The organism is Gordonia zhenghanii (genome assembly GCF_021738965.1).
In the GTDB taxonomy this organism is placed as follows: Bacteria; Actinomycetota; Actinomycetes; order Mycobacteriales; family Mycobacteriaceae; genus Gordonia; species Gordonia zhenghanii.
Genome location: NZ_JAKKOQ010000001.1, coordinates 54085 through 73784 on the forward strand (window position 1 = coordinate 54085; position 19700 = coordinate 73784).

The following is a 19700-nucleotide window of genomic DNA, read 5'->3' on the forward strand; positions in this document are numbered from 1 at the left end:
GACTTAAACCTCTTCGACTGTCACGAGGTGCCGCACCACGTTGATGAGACCGCGGTTGATCGACGTGTCCTCGCGGGTGACGGTCTTGCGGATGCCCTTGAGGCCAAGGGTGCGCAGGCTGTCACGCTGGTTCTTCTTGGTACCGATGGTGCCCTTGATCTGGGTGATCTTCAGCTCAGCCATGGCTTATGCTCCCTTGCTCGCTGCGGCGGCTGCGCGTGCACGCAGCATGCCGGCGGGGGTGACCTCTTCGACGGTCAGCCCACGACGAGCAGCGACCTCTTCGGGCTGCTGCAGCATCTTCAGGGCGGCGACCGTCGCGTGAACGACGTTGATCGCGTTGTCCGAGCCGAGGCTCTTCGCCAGGACGTCGCTGACGCCTGCGCACTCGAGGACGGCGCGCACAGCGCCACCGGCGATCACACCGGTACCGGAGCTGGCCGGGCGCAGCATGACCACACCGGCCGCTGCCTCACCCTGAACCGGGTGGGTCACCGTGCCGGCGATCAGCGGGACGCGGAAGAAGTTCTTGCGAGCCTCTTCGACACCCTTCTGGATCGCTGCGGGAACTTCCTTGGCCTTGCCGTAGCCGACGCCGACCATGCCGTTGCCGTCACCGACGACGACGAGAGCGGTGAAGCTGAAGCGACGACCACCCTTGACGACCTTGGAGACACGGTTGATCGTGACGACGCGCTCGAGCTGGTTGCGCTCCTGGTCACGGCCTCCGCGGCTGTCGCGACGGTCGCCGCGACCGCGGCCGCGGTCGTTGCTGTTGTTGCTGTTTGCGTTGCTGTTGTTTCCGGCGGGTCCGTTGCCGCCATCACGCTGACGTCCGGGCATCAGATGTCCCCTCCAGTGTTGATCTTGTTCGTCATCATCAGAACTCCAGGCCTCCCTCGCGGGCAGCGTCGGCCAGGGCCGCGATGCGACCGTGGTACGCCTTGCCGCCGCGGTCGAAGACCACCGCGTCGACTCCTGCTGCCTTGGCGCGGGCGGCGACGAGCTCGCCGACCTTGGTCGCCTGTGCCGACTTGTCGCCACCGGCCGAGCGGACATCCGCCTCGATGGTGCTGGCTGCTGCCAGGGTGCGACCGGTCAGATCGTCGATGACCTGCACGTGGATGTGACGGCTGCTGCGCTTGACGGCGAGGCGCGGACGCTCTGCCGTGCCGGACACGTTCTTGCGCAGACGGAAGTGACGACGCTTGGTCGCGGTGCGACGACGAGTCGAAACGTCCTTGCCGAGGGGCTTGCGCGCCTTTGCGGTCGTTTGAGTTGTTTCAGCCATGTCTTACTTACCCGTCTTTCCGACCTTGCGGCGGATCTGCTCACCCTCGTAACGCACGCCCTTGCCCTTGTACGGGTCGGGGCGGCGCAGGCGGCGGATGTTCGCCGAGATCTGGCCGACTTGCTGCTTGTCGATGCCCGACACCGAGAACTTGGTGGGCGATTCGACGGCGAAGGTGATGCCTTCCGGTGCCTCGATCGGCACGGGGTGGCTGTAGCCCAGGGCGAACTCGAGGTCCTTGCCCTTGGCCTGGACGCGGTAACCGACACCGAAGATTTCCATCTTCGTGGTGTAGCCGGTGGTCACGCCGACGACCAGGTTGTTGACGAGGGTGCGGCTCAGGCCGTGCAGTGCACGGCTGCGACGCTCGTCGTTCGGGCGTGCGACGACGAGGGAGTTCTCTTCCTTCGTCACCACGATCGGCTCGGAGACGGTGAGGCTCAGTTCGCCCTTAGGGCCCTTGACCTTCACGTCCTGGCCGTCGACGGTCACGTCGACGCCTGCCGGGATTTCGATGGGATTCTTACCAATACGCGACATTTTTTAGCTCCCCTACCAGACGTAAGCGAGGACTTCGCCGCCCACGCCCTGGTTGGCTGCCTGGCGATCAGTGAGCAGGCCGGACGACGTGGAGATGATGGCCACGCCGAGGCCGCCGAGGACCTTGGGCAGGTTGGTGGACTTCGCGTACACCCGGAGTCCCGGCTTCGAGACGCGGCGCAGACCGGTGAGGCTGCGCTCTCGGCTCTGGCCGTACTTCAGGGTGACGACGAGCTTCTTGCCGACCTCTGCGTCTTGGACGCTGAAGTCGGTGATGTATCCCTCGCGTTTGAGGATCTCGGCGATGTTCACCTTGATCTTCGACGACGGGAGGGTCACCTCGTCGTGGAACGCCGAGTTGGCGTTACGCAGACGCGTCAGAAAGTCTGCGATCGGATCAGTCATGGTCATGGTTGACCGTCAACCTTTCTCGTAGCGGTTCCCATACAGCAGTGACCTGCGGATTACTCCGCACGATGCGCCGGTGGGCCTTCCACGAAGTGGATAGTTGTGCATTTTCTCCCCCGCTGATGCCATTGGCTTTTCACCGGCACCCGCGAGCTATGAAGTTGTGGCTCCTGGGGGCACACTTCACCCAGGCAACTGGTCCAGTGTAAGGAACGCTGCGGCCTGAGCCAAATCGGTGGCTGAGCATCGGTGGTCGAGACCCCCTACGAGCCCTGTGACCACATACCGGTAACACCGCTCGTAGCCGTTGTTACCGCTCGGTATCCACAGATTGTCAGAGGGTACTTCCGTCCGGGCGTGCGTCCAGCAAGACTTCAGCCATGGGGGACGATACCGGCTGGGCAGAGGCCCGTTTGAAACAGCTACTGCATGATCAGAGCGACGTCGTCAGTCGCCGCCAGGTCCTCGAATGCGGGCTCGACTCCGCATTCGTCAGACGCAGGCTCCGACGCCGGGAGTGGGTCGCCGTCTACGACGGTGTCTACGTCACGCACACCGGTCCGATGACGTGGACGCAACGAGCGTGGTGCGCGATCTTGTGCGCGGCGCCCAGCGCGTTGAGTCACGAGTCGGCGCTCTTCGCGCACACCGGCGACTGCGACGGCCGAGGTCCGATCCACATCGCGGTGAAGGCGCACCGCAGTCTGCGAGGCAGGCCGGGGCTGGTGATCCACTACCGCGCCGACTTCGACGACGCCGTCGCTCGTCTCGACCCGCCGAGGATCCGGCTGGACGAGACCGTGCTCGACCTGGCCTCGGCCGCGACGTCGAAGGTCGACGTGATCGCTGTCCTGTCGGGCATCGTCGGTGCTCGGCGGACCACTGCCGAGCGACTGCTCGCGGCCCTGGACCGTCGTGAGCGAGCCCGGCACAGCGCGTTCATCCGTGCGGTTCTCCACGATGTGCGGGACGGGACCTGCTCGGTCCTCGAGCACGGATACCTGACGAAGGTCGAACGGGCGCACGGACTCCCCGCGCCGACTCGCCAGGCGCCTACCTGCGTCGGCCGCTCCGGATTGCGAGATGCCGACTATCCGGATTGGGGCGTGATCGTCGAGCTCGACGGTCGCCTCGGCCACGACGACGCCGTCTCCCGGGACCGGGACATGGAACGCGACCTCGACGCCACGGTGCTCGCGGACCGAACCACGCTGCGCGTCGGTTTCGGACAGGTCCACGACCGCCCGTGCTCCACCGCGCAGAAGGTCGGCATCGAACTGTCGAAGGGCGGTTGGCCTGGTCGACTGCACGCCTGCCGACTTCCCGACTGCCTACTACGAGCCGCGTGACCGGTATGTGGTCACGCGGCTCGTAGTAGTCGGATCTCCCCCTACTTCTGTGCAGGCAGGATGTGCGCTCCCGTCTTGTCGCAGGCCAGGGCGAGGGACGAGATGTACTGCGTCGAGCCGTCGGGAGCGGGGACGGCGGAGGCCAGCATGTCGGGGCGCTCGAACTCGGCGCCGGTCACGCAGCACAGGAGGATGGCGTCGCTCGGGTTCCCGTACTCGTCGTACATCGGCAGGTCGATGCCGTCGTCGGTGCGACGCAGGTAGTACCGACCGCGAGTCGCGACGGCGAGGATCGGCGGGAGCACGAGAGCCAGGACTGCGGCGACGAGCGGCGAATACGGTGCGATGCCGTCGCCGAACGCTCCGAAGAACACGGCGATCGACGCGCCCGCGGCGACGGCGACCGACACGAAGCCGACCGGGTTCACGGCGTACAGCATGCCGCGACGGAACTCGGGAGCCATCGGGCTGATCTTCAGCAGCCACTTGTTGACGACGATGTCCGTGGCGACGACGACGATCCAGGCGATGGCGCAGTTCGCGTAGAAGTTGAGCAGTTCGTTGAGGAAGCTGAACATGTTGGCTTCCATCAGCACCAACGCGATCAGCAGGTTGACCACGACGAACACGAGCCGTCCCGGATACGTCTTGGTGACGCGAGTGAACGAGTTGGTCCACGCGAGCGAGCCCGAGTACGCATTCGTCACGTTGATCTTGATCTGCGAGACCACAACCAGAATCAGCGCGAGCGTCATCGCCAACCACGGCGGCATCATCTCTTCGTAGACCATCACGAACTGGTGGACGGGCTGGTTGGCGACACCTGCACTGTCGGCGACGTGGCCGATCATGTAGACGGCCAGGAACAGTCCGACGATCTGCTTCACTGCACCGAACAGCACCCAGCCGGGGCCTGCGACGAGGACGGCGGTCCACCAGCGTCGCGTGTTCTCGGGGGTCTTCGGCGGCATGAACCGCAGGTAGTCGATCTGCTCGGCGATCTGCGCGATCAACGAGAGGCAGACTCCCGCACACAGCATGATTCCGGCCCAACTGACGCCCTCGCCTGCGGGCGCACCGTTCTCGTCGATGCCACCGAACGAGAGGAAGTCACTCACCGCACTCGGGTGCGCGACGAGCAGGTAGACGAGCGGGCCGACCATCATCACCAGCCACAGCGGCGTCGTCCAGACCTGCAGTTTCGCGAGCGCCTTCATCCCGTAGATCACCAGCGGCAGGACGATCAACGTCGACGCGAGGTAGCCGACCGGCAGCGGTATCCCGAGGCCGAGTTCCAATCCCTGCGCCATGATCGAGCCTTCGAGCGCGAAGAAGATGAACGTGAAAGACGCGAAGATCAGGTTGGTGACGACGCTGCCGTAGTACCCGAAGCCGCTGCCTCGGGTGATCAGGTCCAGATCGAGGTTGTAGCGGGCGGCGTAGACGGCGAGCGGGATGCCCGTCGCGATGATGACGGCCGCGAACAGCGCGATCCCCCACAAGGCATTGCCTGTGCCGTGCGCGAGCCCGATGTTGGCGCCGATGGAGAAGTCCGCGAGGTAGGCGATGCCGCCGAGCGCGGACGTCGCGACCACCGCGGTGCTCCACTTGCGGTAGCTGCGCGGCGCGAACCGCAGCGTGTAGTCCTCGAGCGTCTCCTTGAGTGCCTCTCCCTCCCCTCCACCTGCGACTGGACCGTCTGGAACGCGCGTCAACTGGTCTGTCATTCGTCCTCCACTCACCATCTCTTCGATCGGTGAGTTGAACGTATGCAGGTGTTGTCACCAGGGCGGGGCGATCGTGTTGCGTCGCCGAAACCGTTGGTGTCGAACGTGTTACGTCGTCGCGCGTCGACGCGTCACGACGAACACCGCAGCCCAGACGGCCAAGAGGACACCGGTCAGCCAGATCCCGAGAGTCTCCAGGTCGGCTCCCCCGAGCCACGCGAACGGCCCGGTCCAGCCCCACTCCTCGTAGGCGAGGCCGGACAGTTGGACGACGGCGATGAACGCGGCGACCGCAGCCGAGATGCCCGTCATCAACGACCGGTACGAGATTAGGCGAGGGCGCTGCCCGCCGGGCGACCACACGTACGCGCGGCGCATCACCGCGCCCTGCACGGTGTCGAGCAACGACATTCCCGCCGCGAAAAGGACGGGCAGGGTGAGGACGGCCCACCACGGCACCGCTCCCAGGCTCGCCGATCCGGCGAGCGCCAACAGGCCGATCTCGGTCGCGGTGTCGAACCCGAAACCGAAGGCGAAGCCGACCGCGAACATCCGGGTAGGGCGGTCGACGACGCGCTCGAACCGGCGCACCACCGGCCACACGAGGCCGCCGGACGCGCCGTCGGACGTGCCGAGCGATCGGACGTTGACTGCGGCGATCACCAGGAGGAACAACGACGAGACGAGCGGCCCCCACACGCCGGTCACCTCGTGCAGGGTCGAGTCGTCGTCGGTGACGGCACGACCGAGCGCGCCGAGGCCGACGACGAGCGCCAGACAGAGTCCGAACACGACGCTCGAGTGGCCGAGCGAGAACCAGAGGCCGACCGTCGACGCTGGTCTGCCCCGGTCGACGAAGCGGCGCGTCGTGTTGTCGATGGCAGCGATGTGATCGGCGTCGAACGCGTGCCGCAGGCCGAGCGCGTACGCGCCCAGTCCGACAGCGAGCGCGGCTGGCCCTGCCGAGTCGTAGGTGATGCCCGACGGAACCACCACCGCCAGCAGAAGGCCCCACCCGAGCAGGTGGAGTCCGACGATGACGGCGATCGCCCACCGGCTGCCGGGATCGCGAACCGGCGGTCGCTCGGCGAGCACAGCTTGGTCTTCGGCCGTCACAGATCCGCCTCCATCAGTCGTCGCCACGTGTCCCACGTGTGTGCGAGCGGACTCTCGTGAACAGAGTGCCCGAGGTATCGGGCCAATGCGCCCCGTCCGGCGGTCTCCATCGTGTGCGCGTCGGGCTCGCCGGGCCGAATGCCTGCCAGCACGATCGACTCGATGACACGGTTCGGTCCGAGCACTCCGGACATCGGCCGGTCGCCGTGCACGTCGATCGACTCGACGAGCAGCGGGACGTCGTCGACCGTTACGGTGGTCTCGACGCAGAGTCGTCCGCCGCGCTCGCCGGAGCGTCCGAGCACACAGACGTCACGGACCAGAACGCGTGCGTCGTCGGCGAGGGCGATCTCGGTCCGACGATGCAGGTTCGCGCCGTCGGCGACGACCGTCTCCAGACCACGCCAGATCAGCGTCGCCCCGGGTCCGACGATCACGTGCGTCGACCAGTGCGACGCTTCGCCGTCGGCGTCGTAGGCGACGGTTCCGCCGACTTCGGTGAGGTCGAGCGTGCATCCGGTCCCGACGCGTATGTCGAGACCGATCGCGTCGCCGCCCAGGAGCATCGCGCCGCCGGCCACGAGCGCGACCCGCGCCGACGATGCGGTCCGGCCGAGGAGCCTCGGGACCAGCGTTGTGCCTGCTCCCGTCGACAGATCGACGCGCGCCCGACCCGGCGCGGCGTCGACGGCGATCCAAGCCGTTATCAATGCTCGTGCGAGTGCACGTACCCGCCGTCCGGGTGCGCTTCGTCGGCGTGGAAATGCGGGGCCATCGGGCCCGGATCCACCGGCTCGTGCGATCCACTGCGATGCGAAGCGAGCACACTGAGGACCCATTCACGCAGGGCGGCAACCGATTCGGCGTCGGTCCGGGACAGTGCGAGGACGGGCCGTCCTTCCCTTGCTTCGGACGCGTCGGCGACCATCGTCGGAACGTCGACGCCGACGTACGGCGCGAGGTCGGTCTTGTTGACGACGAGGAGGTCGGCACGCCCGATGCCCGGCCCGCCCTTACGTGCGACGTCGCCGCCGCCCGCGACGTCGAGCACGAAGATCTGTGCATCGACGAGCGCGGGCGAGAACGTCGCCGTCAGGTTGTCCCCGCCGGATTCGATGAGGACCACGTCGAGCGGCGCGAAGTCGGCCTCGAGGTCTTCGGCGGCGAGCAGGTTGGCGGTCACGTCGTCGCGGATCGCGGTGTGCGGGCAGGCCCCGGTCTCGACGGCTCGGATCCGATCCGGGTCCAGGACGCCCGCCGACCGCAGGAAGCGCGCGTCTTCGTCGGTGTAGATGTCGTTGGTGATGACGCCGAGCGCGAGCTCGTCGGCGAGGGAGGCGCAGACGGTGGCGATCAACGACGACTTGCCGGTGCCGACGGGGCCCGCGATCCCGAGTCGGAGTGCGCGGTCTGGTGCAGCAGTGTGGTCAGGCACGGAACAACCTCTGGGTCAGGCGGGCGTGGGTCTGCGCCCACTGCTCGCTGTGTGGAGCCCCGGACGCCGGAACGGCGGCGGGGTCGGTGACGGCGGCGATCTGCGCCACCGTGGGTTCGGCCGCGGCGCACGCGTCGAGGATCCACGCCGTGGTCTCGGCGGGATCGCGGGGATCGAGTTTGAGCAGCGCCGCCGCCGCGGTCGCCGCCTCGTCATAGATCACGAGGCGGACCAGGTCCTCGGCTGGCAGGCCGGCCGCAGCGGCGATCATCCCGAGAACCACGGCGCGGCAAGGCTTCTCGGGAAGCGCTGCGTAGTCGGCAGCGGGCCAGAGTCGGCGGGCCAGCCGCAGGTATCCGCGGGCGTGGGCTGTGGACGCGTCGCGCACCGCGGGCGACGGCGTCCGCGCAGCCCACGCGTCCTGCACCGCCTGCAGCGGTGCACCGACGAGCACGCGATGACGCGCCAGGACGGCGGTCCCGGCTTCCACCTGCGAGGTGGTCCGCGCCCGCGCACGCAGCAGGTCGCGCGCGTCGGCTCGCGGCATTCCGCTGGTCAGTGCCGGCTCCATGCCCGCCGAGTACGCATGCCCGCCGGTCGGCAACCGCGCGTCGGCCAGGAGCATCGCGAGCTGGGTCGGCGCCGTCATCAGAACATCGAGTAGAGCTGCGTCATCGGCAGCTCGGCGGCGGGGGCCGGCGTCACGAGTTCGCCGTCGATCCGGATGTCGAAGGTGTCGGGCCGGATGTCGATCCGCGGCAGGGCGTCGTTGACTTTCATGTCCGCCTTGCCGATCGCGCGCGTCGGCCGGACCGGCGCCAGACGACGTCGTAGCCCGAGCCGGTCGGCGAGCCCGTCGTCGAGCGCGGCGGGCGACACGAACGACACCGACAGATCGGCGCCGATCTGGGCGCCGAACGTCGGCCGCTGCAGCACCGGCTGCGGCGTCGGGATGGACGCGTTCGAGTCGCCGAGCGACGCCCAGACGATGGTCCCGCCCTTGATGACCAGCGACGGCCGGACTCCGAAGAATCGCGGATCCCACAGAGTCAGGTCGGCGAGCTTGCCGGGCTCGATCGACCCGACCTCGTAGTCGATGCCGTGCGCGATCGCCGGGTTGATCGTGTACTTGGCGACGTATCGGCGCGCGCGGTAATTATCGGCCCCGCTCACTCCGCTCCCGGCGACCAGGTTGTCGCCGCCACCGAGATGCCCCCGCCGCGCCTTCATCACGTGCGCCACCTGCCAGGTACGGGTGATGACCTCGCCGATGCGACCCATCGCCTGCGCATCCGACGATGTGATCGACAGTGCGCCGAGGTCGTGGAGCATGTCCTCGGCGGCGATCGTCGCCGCTCGGATGCGCGATTCGGCGAATGCCAAGTCCTCCGGGACCGCCGGGTTCAGGTGGTGGCAGACCATCAACATGTCGAGGTGTTCGGCGACGGTGTTGACGGTGTGCGGGAGCGTCGGGTTGGTCGATCCGGGGATCACGTTGGGCAGCCCGGCGATCGACAGGATGTCGGGTGCGTGACCGCCGCCCGCGCCCTCGACGTGGAACGCGTGAATGCTGCGGCCGCCGATCGCGGCGACCGTCGAGTCGACGAAGCCCGCCTCGTTCAACGAGTCCGAGTGCAAGGCGACCTGCAGCCCCCAGTCGTCGGCGGCGCGGAGCGCGGCGTCGATCGCGGCGGGAGTCGCACCCCAGTCCTCGTGGACTTTGAAGCCTGCGGCGCCGCCGAGCGCCTGTTCGGCGAGCCCCTCCGCCGACACCGTGTTGCCTTTGCTGAGGAACAGGACGTTCACCGGGATCTCGTCCAGTGCGCGGTGCATCTGCTGCAGATGCCACGGGCCGGGCGTCACGGTCGTCGCCTTCGACCCTTCGGACGGCCCCGTCCCGCCGCCGATGAGCGTCGTCAGTCCGGTCGCGAGTGCTTCGTCGCACTGGGACGGCGACAGCAGATGGACGTGGGAGTCGATCCCGCCCGCGGTGAGGATCTTCCCCTCCCCGGCGATCACGTCGGTGGACGGCCCGATCACCAGATCGGGGTGCACGCCGTCGGCGACGTCCGGGTTGCCGGAACGTCCGAGTGCGACGATCCGGCCGTCGCGGATGCCGACATCGGCGCGCTCGATGCCCCACCAGTCCAGGACCACGACATTGGTGATCACCGTGTCGAGGGTGCCCGCGCTCCGCGGCACGGCCGACTGACCCATGGACTCGCGGATCGACTTGCCGCCGCCGAACACAGCCTCGTCGCCGCCGACCGTGTGGTCTCGTTCGATCTCGATCCACAGGTCGGTGTCGGCCAGACGGATCTGGTCGCCGACGGTCGGACCGTACAGCGACGCATAGGTTCCGCGATCGATCTCGACCATCAGCATGCCTGCTTTCCGAGTGCGATTCCCGGCACGGCCCGCAGTCCCCGGAGAGATACCGCCGCAACCGATTTCGAGGCTCCTGGCTCGAATCGGACCGATGTCCCGGACGGGACGTCGAGCCGGAAGCCGTCGGCCGCCGCACGGTCGAAGTCGAGCGCCGTGTTGGCGTCGGGCAGGTGCAGGTGCGAGCCGATCTGGACCGGTCGGTCGCCGGTGTTGACGACGACGAGTTCGATCCGCTCGGACTCGTCGCGGTCGGCATTGAGGGCGATGACGCCCGGTCGGACGCGGATCGCGCCCGGTCCGTCGGTGCGTGGTGTCGACGACATGACGCCCCTTCTAATCGATCGGGTGGTGGATGGTGACGAGCTTGCGGCCGTCCGGGAACGTGGCCTCCACCTGAACGTCATCGAGCATCTCGGCGACGCCGGGCATCACGTCGTCGCGCGTCAGGACTCGCCGTCCCTGCTCCATGAGTTCGGCGACGCCCACTCCCTCGCGCGCCCGCTCGATGACCCATGTCGACAGCAGTGCGACGGTCTCGGGGTGGTTGAGCAGCACCCCGCGAGCCTGCCGGTCGCGCGCCACCATCCCGGCCACCGACAGCAACAGTTTCTCGGTGTCTCCCGGCGTGAAGCGCATAGAAAAGATAGTGCCACCGCGCACAGGCCCCGACGACCATCCGCCCGCCACGTCACACGAACGTCATTGACGCGCAACGGCCCAGAAACGCTCGACGCCGCCACGCTGGTCGAGCGGCGTCCCCACGCTGATCGAGCGGAGTCGAGATAGCTCTGCTGATCGAGCGGAGTCGAGATCCCGGCAGCAACACAGGCTACTACGAGCCGCGTGACCGGTATGTGGTCACACGGCTCGTAGGTCTCGACTCCGCTCGACCAGCGGAACAGGACTCCGCTCGACCAGCGGAACAGGACTCCGATCGAGCGGCACAAACCACGATCCGTGCCGGAAAACCGCAATCTCTGGCGAAGCACGGACGTTCGGAAGAGTCCGGCCTACAGTGCGGTCATGCGGGAATCCCACAGCGTGCAAGGACCGGCAGCGCAGGCGCTACTCGACGTCGGCAGATTCTTCACGAAGTGGGACGAGACCGACGACGGGCGCGCCGTCTTCCGGGACGGCGGCCGCAAGGGTGACGTGTTCTACCGCGACCGGTGGAGTCACGACAAGATCGTCCGATCCACGCACGGCGTCAACTGCACCGGATCGTGCTCGTGGAAGGTGTACGTCAAGGACGGCATCATCACGTGGGAGACGCAGGAGACCGACTATCCGTCGGTCGGCCCCGACCGCCCCGAGTACGAGCCCCGCGGCTGCCCGCGCGGCGCCGCGTTCTCCTGGTACACCTACTCCCCGACCCGCGTCCGCCACCCGTACGCGCGCGGCGTCCTCGTCGAGATGTACCGGGAAGCCAAGAGCCGAGTCGGCGGCGACCCCGTCCTCGCGTGGGCCGACGTCGTCAACGATCCGATGCGTCGTCGCTCATACCAGCAGGCGCGCGGCAAGGGCGGACTCGTCCGTGTCACGTGGGACGAGGCGATCGAGATCGCGGCGGCCGCGCACGTGCACACCATCAAGACGTACGGCCCCGACCGGTGCTCGGGCTTCTCGCCGATCCCGGCGATGTCGATCGTCAGCCACTGCGTCGGGACCCGGTTCATCCAGTTGATCGGCGGCGTCATGACGTCGTTCTACGACTGGTACGCCGACCTCCCCGTCGCGAGCCCGCAGGTGTTCGGCGACCAGACCGACGTCCCCGAGTCCGGCGACTGGTGGGATGCGTCGTATCTGATGATGTGGGGCTCCAACGTCCCGGTGACCCGCACCCCGGACGCGCACTGGATGGCCGAGGCCCGGTACCGCGGGACCAAGGTCGTCTCGGTCTCGCCCGACTACGCCGACAACACGAAGTTCGCCGACGAGTGGCTGCCGGCCCAGGCGGGCACCGACGCGGCACTCGCCATGGCGATGGGCCACGTCATCATGCGCGAGTTCTACGTCGACGCGCAGACGCCGTTCTTCAGCGAGTACTCGCGCAAATACACCGACCTCCCGTTCCTGATCCGCCTCGACGAACGCGACGGCACGCTGGTCCCCGGCAAATTCATCACCGCAGACGAGCTCGACGGCGGATCGCAGGCCGACGAGGAATTGTGGAAGCCCGTCGTCCTCGACTCGGTCACCGACTCTCCCGTCGCACCCAACGGGTCGATGGGATTCCGGTACGCCGCGTCCGGCGAAGGCAAGTGGAACCTCGACCTCGGCGACGTCGTTCCCGCACTGAGCCTCTACGACGGCGACCACGAGCCCCGCGAAGTCAGCTTCCCCGCGTTCGACTCCCCCGACGGGAGCGGCAGCATCGTGACCCGCGGCGTCCCGACCCGCCGCGTCCACGGCCACCTCGTCACGACGGTCTTCGACCTGATGCTCGCCCAGTACGGCGTCCAGCGCGACGGGCTCCCCGGCGTCTGGCCCACCGGGTACGACGACGCGTCAGTCCAATACACGCCCGCCTGGCAGGAGGAGATCACGTCGGTGCCCGCGGCCGCCGCGATCCGGGTGGCCCGCGAGTTCGCGGCCAACGCCCGCGAGTCCGGCGGCCGTTCGATGATCATCATGGGCGCCGGGATCTGCCAGTGGTTCCACGGCGACGCGACCTACCGCGCGATCCTCGCGATGCTGTTGCTGACCGGCAGCATGGGCCGCAACGGCGGCGGCTGGGCACACTACGTCGGCCAGGAGAAGTGCCGCCCGATGACCGGATGGATCTCCCTCGCCAACGGCCTCGACTGGTCGCGCCCGCCGCGCACCCAGCCCGGCACGTCGTACTGGTACATGCACACCGACCAGTGGCGGGGCGACGGCTACTCGACGTCGACGCTGGCCTCGCCGCTCTCGCAGGGCACCCTCGACGGCAAGCACACCGCGGACGCGATCGCCCAGTCGGCGGCGCTCGGCTGGATGCCGTTCTACCCGCAGTTCAGCACCAACCCACTCGACGTCGCCGACGACGCGCAGGCCGCCGTCGCTGCGGGCGACGCGACGGATGCGGCGTCGTACGTCGCCAAGAAGCTGCTCGACGGCGGGCTCACTCCGGCGATCTCCGACGTCGACGCCCCCGAGAATTGGCCGCGCACCCTGGTGCTGTGGCGGTCCAACCTCCTCGGGTCGTCGGCGAAGGGAAACGAGTACTTCCTGCGGCACCTCCTCGGCACCCACCACAACGTGTTGGGGACCGAGAAGCCCGAGACCCCGCATCCCGAAGGCATCACCTGGCATGACGAGGCGCCCGAGGGCAAGCTCGATCTGATGGTGTCGGCGGACTTCCGTATGACGAGCACCACGCTCCTCTCGGACATCGTGTTCCCGGCAGCCACCTGGTACGAGAAGCACGACCTGAGCTCAACCGACATGCACCCGTTCGTGCATGCGTTCACGCCGGCGATCGACCCGCCGTGGGAGGCCAAGAGCGATTTCGAGCTCTTCCACCTGCTGGCCGAGAAACTCTCGCAGCTCGCGAAGACCCATTTGGGCACCCGACACGACCTGGTCAGCACTCCGTTCCAGCACGACACCCCGGGCGAGACCGCCCAACCGCACGGCCGCGTCGTCGACTGGCGCGAGGACGGCAAGCCGGGCAGGCCCGGCGTCAACATGCCGACGTTCTCCGTGGTCGAGCGCGACTACACATCGATCGCCGACAAACTCGCAACCGTCGGGCCGCTCGCCGACACACTCGGGTTCACCGTCAAGGACGTCAACTACGACGTCGGCACACAGATCCCGAGGCTCTCCGCGAAGAACGGCGTCATGGCGTCCGGTGCCGGTGCGGGGCGGCCGGCCATCGAGACCGACGAGAAGCTCGCCGAAGCGATCCTGACGTTCTCGGGGACGACGAACGGCGCGCTCGCCGTCAACGGTTTCGAGAAGCTGGAGAAGCGCGTCGGCAAGCCCCTCGCCGACTATGCGGCGGGTTCGGAGGAGAAGCGGATCACGTTCGCCGACACCCAGGCCGGCCCCGTCCCGGTGATCACGTCGCCGGAGTGGTCGGGGTCGGAGACCGGTGGACGGCGGTACGCGCCGTTCACGGTGAACATCGAGCGCGACAAGCCGTTCCACACGCTCACCGGCCGCATGCACTTCTATCTCGACCACGACTGGATGATCGACATCGGCGAGTCCCTCCCGATCTATCGGCCGCCGCTCGACATGCACTTGCTGTTCGGTGAGCCGAAGCTCGGGTCCGGCGGCGAGAAGGAGATCACCGTCCGGTATCTCACGCCGCACAACAAGTGGTCCATCCACTCCGAATACCAGGACAACCTGTTGATGCTGTCGCTCTCGCGCGGCGGTCCCACGTGCTGGATGTCGGCGGAGGACGCGGCGTCGATCGATGTGAAGGACAACGACTGGATCGAGTGCGTCAACGGCAACGGCGTGTTCGTGGCCCGCGCCGTCGTCAGCCACCGGATGCCCGAAGGGGTCTGCTACGTCCACCACGCGCAGGAGCGCACCATCGACGTCCCGAAGTCGGAGGCGACGGGACGGCGCGGCGGCATCCACAACTCGGCGACGCGCCTGCTGGTGAAGCCGTCGCACCTGATCGGCGGGTACGCACAGCTGTCGTACGCGTTCAACTATCTCGGCCCGACCGGCAATCAGCGGGACATGGTCTCGACGATCCGCAAGCGCAGCCAGGAGGTCACGTACTGATGCGAGTCATGGCGCAGGTCGCGATGGTGATGAACCTCGACAAGTGCATCGGGTGCCATACGTGTTCGGTCACGTGCAAGCAGGCGTGGACCAACCGGGCGGGCACCGAGTACGTCTGGTTCAACAATGTGGAGACCCGCCCCGGGCAGGGGTATCCGCGACAGTACGAGGATCAGGAGCGTTGGCGCGGCGGCTGGAAGCTCGACAAGCGGGGCCGTCTCCGACTCCGTGCGGGCGGACGTCTGCAGAAGCTGCTGACCATCTTCCACAGCCCCGTCCAGCCGACGTTGCACGACTACTACGAGCCGTGGACCTACGACTACGAGAAGCTCGTCAGCGCGCCGCTGGGCGACGACTTCCCCGTCGCCCGACCGAAGTCGCTGATCACCGGCAAGGACACCAAGGTCACGTGGTCGGCCAACTGGGACGACAACCTGGGCGGCGGACCCGAGGCGGCCGAACTCGATCCGATCATCGCGAAGCTGCGCGCCGAGTCGGAGGCGCAGATCAAATTCTCGTACGAGCAGACGTTCATGTTCTATCTGCCGCGGATCTGCGAGCACTGTCTCAATCCGTCGTGCATGGCGTCGTGTCCGTCGGGCGCGATCTACAAGCGGTCCGAGGACGGGATCGTCCTCGTGGACCAGGACCGCTGCCGCGGTTGGCGCCAGTGCGTCACCGGCTGCCCGTACAAGAAGATCTACTTCAACCACAGGTCGGGCAAAGCCGAGAAGTGCACGTTCTGCTATCCGCGCATCGAGGTCGGGCAGCCGACGGTCTGCGCGGAGACCTGTGTGGGACGGCTGCGCTACATCGGTCTGATCCTCTACGACGCCGACCGAGTCACGGATGCGGCGTCGGTGGAGAACGACACCGACTTGTACGAGGCGCAGCTCGATCTGATGCTCGATCCGCACGACCCGGAGGTGATCCGCCAGGCGCGCGCCGCAGGCATCACCGACGAGTGGCTGGACGCGGCCCGACGTTCGCCGGTGCACGCGCTGGCCAAGAAGTATCGGATCGCACTGCCGCTGCATCCGGAGTATCGGACGATGCCGATGGTCTGGTACGTGCCACCGCTCTCGCCGATCGTCGATCTCCTCACCGAGCAGGGGCACGACGGCGAAGCGGCAGGCACGCTGTTCGGCGCGATCGAATCGTTGCGGATCCCGCTCGAGTACCTCGCCGAACTGTTCACCGCGGGCGACACCGACACAGTGGCACATGTGCTGCGGACGCTGGCGGCGATGCGCGCATACATGCGCGACATCAATCTCGGACGCGAGCCGGACGCGTCGATCCCGGCCTCGGTCGGCATGTCCGAGGAGACGATGTACGAGATGTACCGGCTGCTGGCGATCGCCAAGTACCAGGACCGGTACGTCATCCCGACCGCGCACACCGAACAGCACGACAAGGCAGCCGAACTCGAGGAGCTCGCGTGCTCGCTCGACTACGACGGCGGTCCCGGAATGTACGAGTCGGGGGCGTTCGGCGAGGCCAGCGGCACGCCGACGCCGGTCTCGGTGGAGACCTTCCACGCCTTGCAACAGCGGCAGACCAGCGACACCCCGGCGGGCGACGAAGCGCTGCGTGGGCGCACCAACTTGTTGAACTGGGACGGCAACGGGAGCCCCGCCGGGCTCTACCCGGAGCGAAAGGCGTCGACATGAGGCTGCGGCTGCGTTCGGAACGCTCCCCCGCCACCGACCACCGCGTCGTGCGTCTCGCGGCGTCGTGGTGCCTCGCCTATCCCGACGACGACCTCCTCGACAAGGTCGATCTGCTGCGCGCGGGCGTGGCCGAGACACCGCAGACCGCGGCGAGCAACGAGCTGGCGGCCTTCCTCGATCACCTGTCGGCGACCGATCCGGCGCGGCTGCGGCAGGACTACGTCGACGTGTTCGACCTCTCCGGCAGGCAGACCCTGTTCCTCACGTACTGGACCGACGGCGACACCCGGCGACGCGGCGAGACGCTTGCCGCGATCAAACGTGTGTACCGGGACTCCGGGTTCGTCGTCGACCTGCGCGGCGAACTGCCCGACCATCTGCCGGTGGTCTTGGAGTTCGCGGCCCGCGTCGACCCGGAACGCGGCACGACGCTTCTCGCCGAGCACCGCGGTGCCCTCGAACTGATCCGCTTCTCGCTGCTCGACAAGAAGTCGCCGTACGCGCACGTCCTCGCCGCGATCTGCGCGACGCTGCCCGGTGAGTCACCGCCCGACCGCGCGGCCGCGGTCGCGATGCGCGGGCACCACCCCGAAGTGGAGACCGTCGGTCTCGAACCGTTCGATCCTCGGCTCCTCCCGCTGCATACGGGAGCCGAAGCGGGAGCACTACGATGAGCATCTTCCTGTGGGGCGTCCTCCCCTATCTGGCGTTGATCGCGGTGATCGGCGGCACCGTCTGGCGGTACCGGTACGACAAGTTCGGGTGGACGACGCGCTCGTCCGAGCTCTACGAGTCCCGCCTGCTGCGCATCGGATCGCCGCTGTTCCACTACGGCATCCTGATGGTGATCGCCGGGCACGCGATCGGCCTGGTGATCCCCGAGTCGTGGACGCATGCGGTCGGCATCAGCGAGACCGCCTATCACTGGGTCGCCGCCGTCGGCGGCGTCATCGCGGCGATCGCCGCCCTCGTCGGCGTGGCCATCCTGATCTATCGACGGCGCACCGTCGGACCGGTGTTCATGGCCACCACCCGCAACGACAAGCTGATGTACGCCGTGCTGCTCGCCGCGCTGCTCGCCGGCAGCTACATCACGCTCATCGGGATGATCGACCCCCACGGACCGGGCGTGAACTACCGCCAGACCGTCTCCCCGTGGTTCCGCTCGATCTTCGTGCTGCAACCGGACATCTCCGCGATGGAGGCCGCGCCGCTGCGCTTCCACATCCACGTCGTCATCGGCATGTGCATGTTCATCCTGGTGCCGTTCACCCGGCTGGTGCATATCTTCACCGCGCCGCTGCACTACCTGTTCCGCCCCTACATCGTCTATCGCAGCCGCGATGATCAGCCGGCTCCGGGCAACGCTCCCCCGCGTCGCGGCTGGTCGCCCATCGGAGTGAAGGATCGCGATCGATGACCGCCCCCAGCGTCTCGACCGGCGCTGCCGTCGGCGGACAGACCCGTAACCTCGCTCTCGCCACCGCCGCCTTCGTGATCAGCTTCTGGGCGTGGAACCTCGTCGGACCGCTCAGCAAGTACTACACCGAGGCGATGGACCTGTCGGCCGGCCAGAAGTCGGTGCTCGTCGCCGTCCCGATCCTCGTCGGCTCGCTGGGTCGAATCGCAGTCGGCGTCCTCACTCCGAAGTACGGCGGGCGAGTCATGTTCCCCGCGCTGCTGCTGCTGACCGCGCCGTTCGTCGTCCTCCTCGCCGTCGCCAGTAACCTCGGCTCGTATCCGATGATGATCGTGATCGGCTTCTTCCTCGGCATCGGCGGCACCACGTTCGCGGCGGGCATCCCGTTCGTCAACAACTGGTTCGAACCGTCCCGGCGGGGTCTCGCGACGGGCATCTTCGGTGCGGGTATGGGCGGCACCGCCCTATCGGCGTTCTTCACCCCGCGGTTCGTCACCTGGTTCGGCTACACGACGACCCACATTGTCATCGCCGTCGCGCTCGTCGTCATGGCTGGCGTCTGTTGGACGTGGATGCGCGACGCGCCGTCGTTCGTGCCGAGCACCGAACCGGGTCTGCCTAAATTGGTCGGCGCACTGAAGCTGCCGATCACCTGGCAGATGTCGTTCCTGTACGCGGCGGCCTTCGGCGGGTTCGTCGCCTTCTCCACGTATCTGCCGACGTATCTGAACGACGTGTACGACATCACCGACCCGGCGGCCGCGGGAACCCGCACCGCAGCATTCGCGATCGCGGCGGTCATCGCCCGCCCGGTCGGCGGCGCGTTGTCGGACAAGTTCGGCGCACGCACGATCACCGCGATCTCGTGCGGCGGCGCCGCCTTGCTCGCCGTCTGGATGATCAGCAAACCCGCTCTCGGGTCCGGTCTGGCCGCCGTCGACTTCATCGGTATGGCGATCATGATGGGCCTCGGGTCGGGCTCGGTGTTCGCATGGGTCGCGACCGCGTCGCCCGTGGCGCGCGTCGGCGCAGTCACCGGCCTCGTCGGCGCCGCCGGCGGCCTCGGCGGATTCTTCCCGCCACTGGTCCTGGGCGCCACCTACGACGCGACGGCCCACTCGTACACGATCGGCCTCGTGCTGCTCGTTGTGTTCGCCGCCGTGGCCTGCTTGTTCACCCTGTTCGGTATTCCCCGTAAGCACGACGAGTCCGAGGAGAAGTCATGAGTTCGGTATCGCTGCCAGTCGTCGTCGACGAGTTGCTGTCTCAGGCGCGAACGGCGAGTTCCGGGCGGTCGGCGCGCACCGTCCGCGGGCACGCCGAGCACAGGCTGCGGCACACCGTCATCGCGTTAGCCGCCGGCAATGGACTCTCCGACCATGAGAGCCCGGGCGAGGCCACCCTCCAGGTACTCCGCGGCACGGTCCGGCTGACCACGCCTGACGGCGAATGGCGTGGCACCGCAGGCGATCTCGTCGACATCCCGAACGTCCGGCACGGATTGACGGCCGACGAGGACTCCGCGGTGATGTTGACGGTGGGTCTCGGCGGCTCTCGCGTCTGAGATTGATCCAGCCCGTTTGCTTGTCCTCCGATCGGAGTAGTTGAAACAGACGAGCGTGTCA

Annotated in this window: 20 protein-coding genes; 7 read left to right on the forward strand and 13 right to left on the reverse strand. The window is 67.6% G+C overall.

Translation table 11 applies throughout. From position 1 onward, the window contains the following. Positions 1-3: 3 nt before the first annotated feature. Genes rpmD through rpsH form a run of 5 tightly spaced genes read right to left on the reverse strand, consistent with a single transcriptional unit; the run spans position 4 to position 2242 of the window. A complete protein-coding gene (rpmD, locus tag L5G32_RS00290; RefSeq protein WP_237009018.1) occupies positions 4-183 on the reverse strand; it encodes a 50S ribosomal protein L30 in 180 nt (59 codons plus the stop codon). Between the two features lie 3 nt (positions 184-186). Beyond that, positions 187-843, reverse strand: a complete 657-nt coding sequence (gene rpsE / locus L5G32_RS00295) for a 30S ribosomal protein S5 (protein WP_237009019.1) — start codon at positions 841-843, stop codon at positions 187-189. Between the two features lie 37 nt (positions 844-880). Continuing rightward, positions 881-1291 (reverse strand): 50S ribosomal protein L18, encoded by a 411-nt coding sequence (gene rplR, locus L5G32_RS00300; protein WP_237009020.1) that lies wholly within the window; start codon positions 1289-1291, stop codon positions 881-883. Between the two features lie 3 nt (positions 1292-1294). Then, complete coding sequence (gene rplF / locus L5G32_RS00305) at positions 1295-1831, reverse strand: 50S ribosomal protein L6 (protein WP_237009021.1); 537 nt, start codon at positions 1829-1831, stop codon at positions 1295-1297. A 12-nt stretch (positions 1832-1843) separates the two neighbouring features. Then, complete coding sequence (gene rpsH / locus L5G32_RS00310) at positions 1844-2242, reverse strand: 30S ribosomal protein S8 (RefSeq protein WP_237009022.1); 399 nt, start codon at positions 2240-2242, stop codon at positions 1844-1846. 377 nt (positions 2243-2619) lie between these two features. On the opposite strand from rpsH, the gene L5G32_RS00315 reads away from it, so the two are divergent. Beyond that, a complete protein-coding gene (locus tag L5G32_RS00315) occupies positions 2620-3588 on the forward strand; it encodes a hypothetical protein (protein WP_237009023.1) in 969 nt (322 codons plus the stop codon). Positions 3589-3629: 41 nt separating this feature from the next. Here the strand turns inward: L5G32_RS00315 and L5G32_RS00320 are convergent, their stop codons facing one another. The 8 genes from L5G32_RS00320 to L5G32_RS00355 all read right to left on the reverse strand — a co-directional run bounded on the left by L5G32_RS00320 (position 3630) and on the right by L5G32_RS00355 (position 10890). Beyond that, complete coding sequence (locus L5G32_RS00320; protein ID WP_237009024.1) at positions 3630-5315, reverse strand: purine-cytosine permease family protein; 1686 nt, start codon at positions 5313-5315, stop codon at positions 3630-3632. A gap of 108 nt (positions 5316-5423) precedes the next feature. After that, positions 5424-6431 (reverse strand): HoxN/HupN/NixA family nickel/cobalt transporter, encoded by a 1008-nt coding sequence (locus tag L5G32_RS00325; RefSeq protein WP_237009025.1) that lies wholly within the window; start codon positions 6429-6431, stop codon positions 5424-5426. Beyond that, a complete protein-coding gene (locus tag L5G32_RS00330; protein ID WP_237009026.1) occupies positions 6428-7141 on the reverse strand; it encodes an urease accessory protein UreD in 714 nt (237 codons plus the stop codon). The genes L5G32_RS00325 and L5G32_RS00330 overlap by 4 nt, the downstream gene beginning before the upstream one ends. Continuing rightward, positions 7138-7866 (reverse strand): urease accessory protein UreG, encoded by a 729-nt coding sequence (ureG, locus tag L5G32_RS00335; protein WP_237009027.1) that lies wholly within the window; start codon positions 7864-7866, stop codon positions 7138-7140. Before ureG ends, L5G32_RS00330 begins: the two co-directional genes overlap by 4 nt. Further along, positions 7859-8515 (reverse strand): urease accessory protein UreF, encoded by a 657-nt coding sequence (locus L5G32_RS00340; RefSeq protein ID WP_237009028.1) that lies wholly within the window; start codon positions 8513-8515, stop codon positions 7859-7861. Before L5G32_RS00340 ends, ureG begins: the two co-directional genes overlap by 8 nt. Further along, complete coding sequence (locus L5G32_RS00345) at positions 8515-10245, reverse strand: urease subunit alpha (RefSeq protein ID WP_237009604.1); 1731 nt, start codon at positions 10243-10245, stop codon at positions 8515-8517. Before L5G32_RS00345 ends, L5G32_RS00340 begins: the two co-directional genes overlap by 1 nt. After that, complete coding sequence (gene ureB, locus L5G32_RS00350) at positions 10245-10577, reverse strand: urease subunit beta (protein ID WP_237009029.1); 333 nt, start codon at positions 10575-10577, stop codon at positions 10245-10247. The genes L5G32_RS00345 and ureB overlap by 1 nt, the downstream gene beginning before the upstream one ends. Before the next feature lie 10 nt (positions 10578-10587). After that, positions 10588-10890, reverse strand: coding sequence for an urease subunit gamma (locus L5G32_RS00355; RefSeq protein WP_237009030.1), 303 nt, complete (start codon positions 10888-10890; stop codon positions 10588-10590). Between the two features lie 387 nt (positions 10891-11277). On the opposite strand from L5G32_RS00355, the gene L5G32_RS00360 reads away from it, so the two are divergent. The 6 genes from L5G32_RS00360 to L5G32_RS00385 are packed head-to-tail and all read left to right on the forward strand — an operon-like array spanning position 11278 to position 19639. Next, positions 11278-14982, forward strand: a complete 3705-nt coding sequence (locus L5G32_RS00360) for a nitrate reductase subunit alpha (protein WP_237009031.1) — start codon at positions 11278-11280, stop codon at positions 14980-14982. Further along, positions 14982-16655 carry a nitrate reductase subunit beta gene (narH, locus tag L5G32_RS00365; RefSeq protein ID WP_237009032.1) on the forward strand — a complete coding sequence of 558 codons (1674 nt, stop codon included), beginning with the start codon at positions 14982-14984 and terminating at the stop codon, positions 16653-16655. Before L5G32_RS00360 ends, narH begins: the two co-directional genes overlap by 1 nt. Next, complete coding sequence (gene narJ, locus L5G32_RS00370) at positions 16652-17329, forward strand: nitrate reductase molybdenum cofactor assembly chaperone (protein ID WP_237009033.1); 678 nt, start codon at positions 16652-16654, stop codon at positions 17327-17329. The genes narH and narJ overlap by 4 nt, the downstream gene beginning before the upstream one ends. Further along, on the forward strand, positions 17326-18075 hold the full coding sequence (gene narI / locus L5G32_RS00375; RefSeq protein WP_237009034.1) for a respiratory nitrate reductase subunit gamma: 750 nt from the start codon (positions 17326-17328) through the stop codon (positions 18073-18075). Before narJ ends, narI begins: the two co-directional genes overlap by 4 nt. Further along, positions 18072-19301, forward strand: coding sequence for an MFS transporter (locus L5G32_RS00380; RefSeq protein WP_237009035.1), 1230 nt, complete (start codon positions 18072-18074; stop codon positions 19299-19301). Before narI ends, L5G32_RS00380 begins: the two co-directional genes overlap by 4 nt. Further along, on the forward strand, positions 19298-19639 hold the full coding sequence (locus tag L5G32_RS00385; protein WP_237009036.1) for a cupin domain-containing protein: 342 nt from the start codon (positions 19298-19300) through the stop codon (positions 19637-19639). The genes L5G32_RS00380 and L5G32_RS00385 overlap by 4 nt, the downstream gene beginning before the upstream one ends. The last annotated feature ends 61 nt before the right edge of the window (positions 19640-19700 follow it).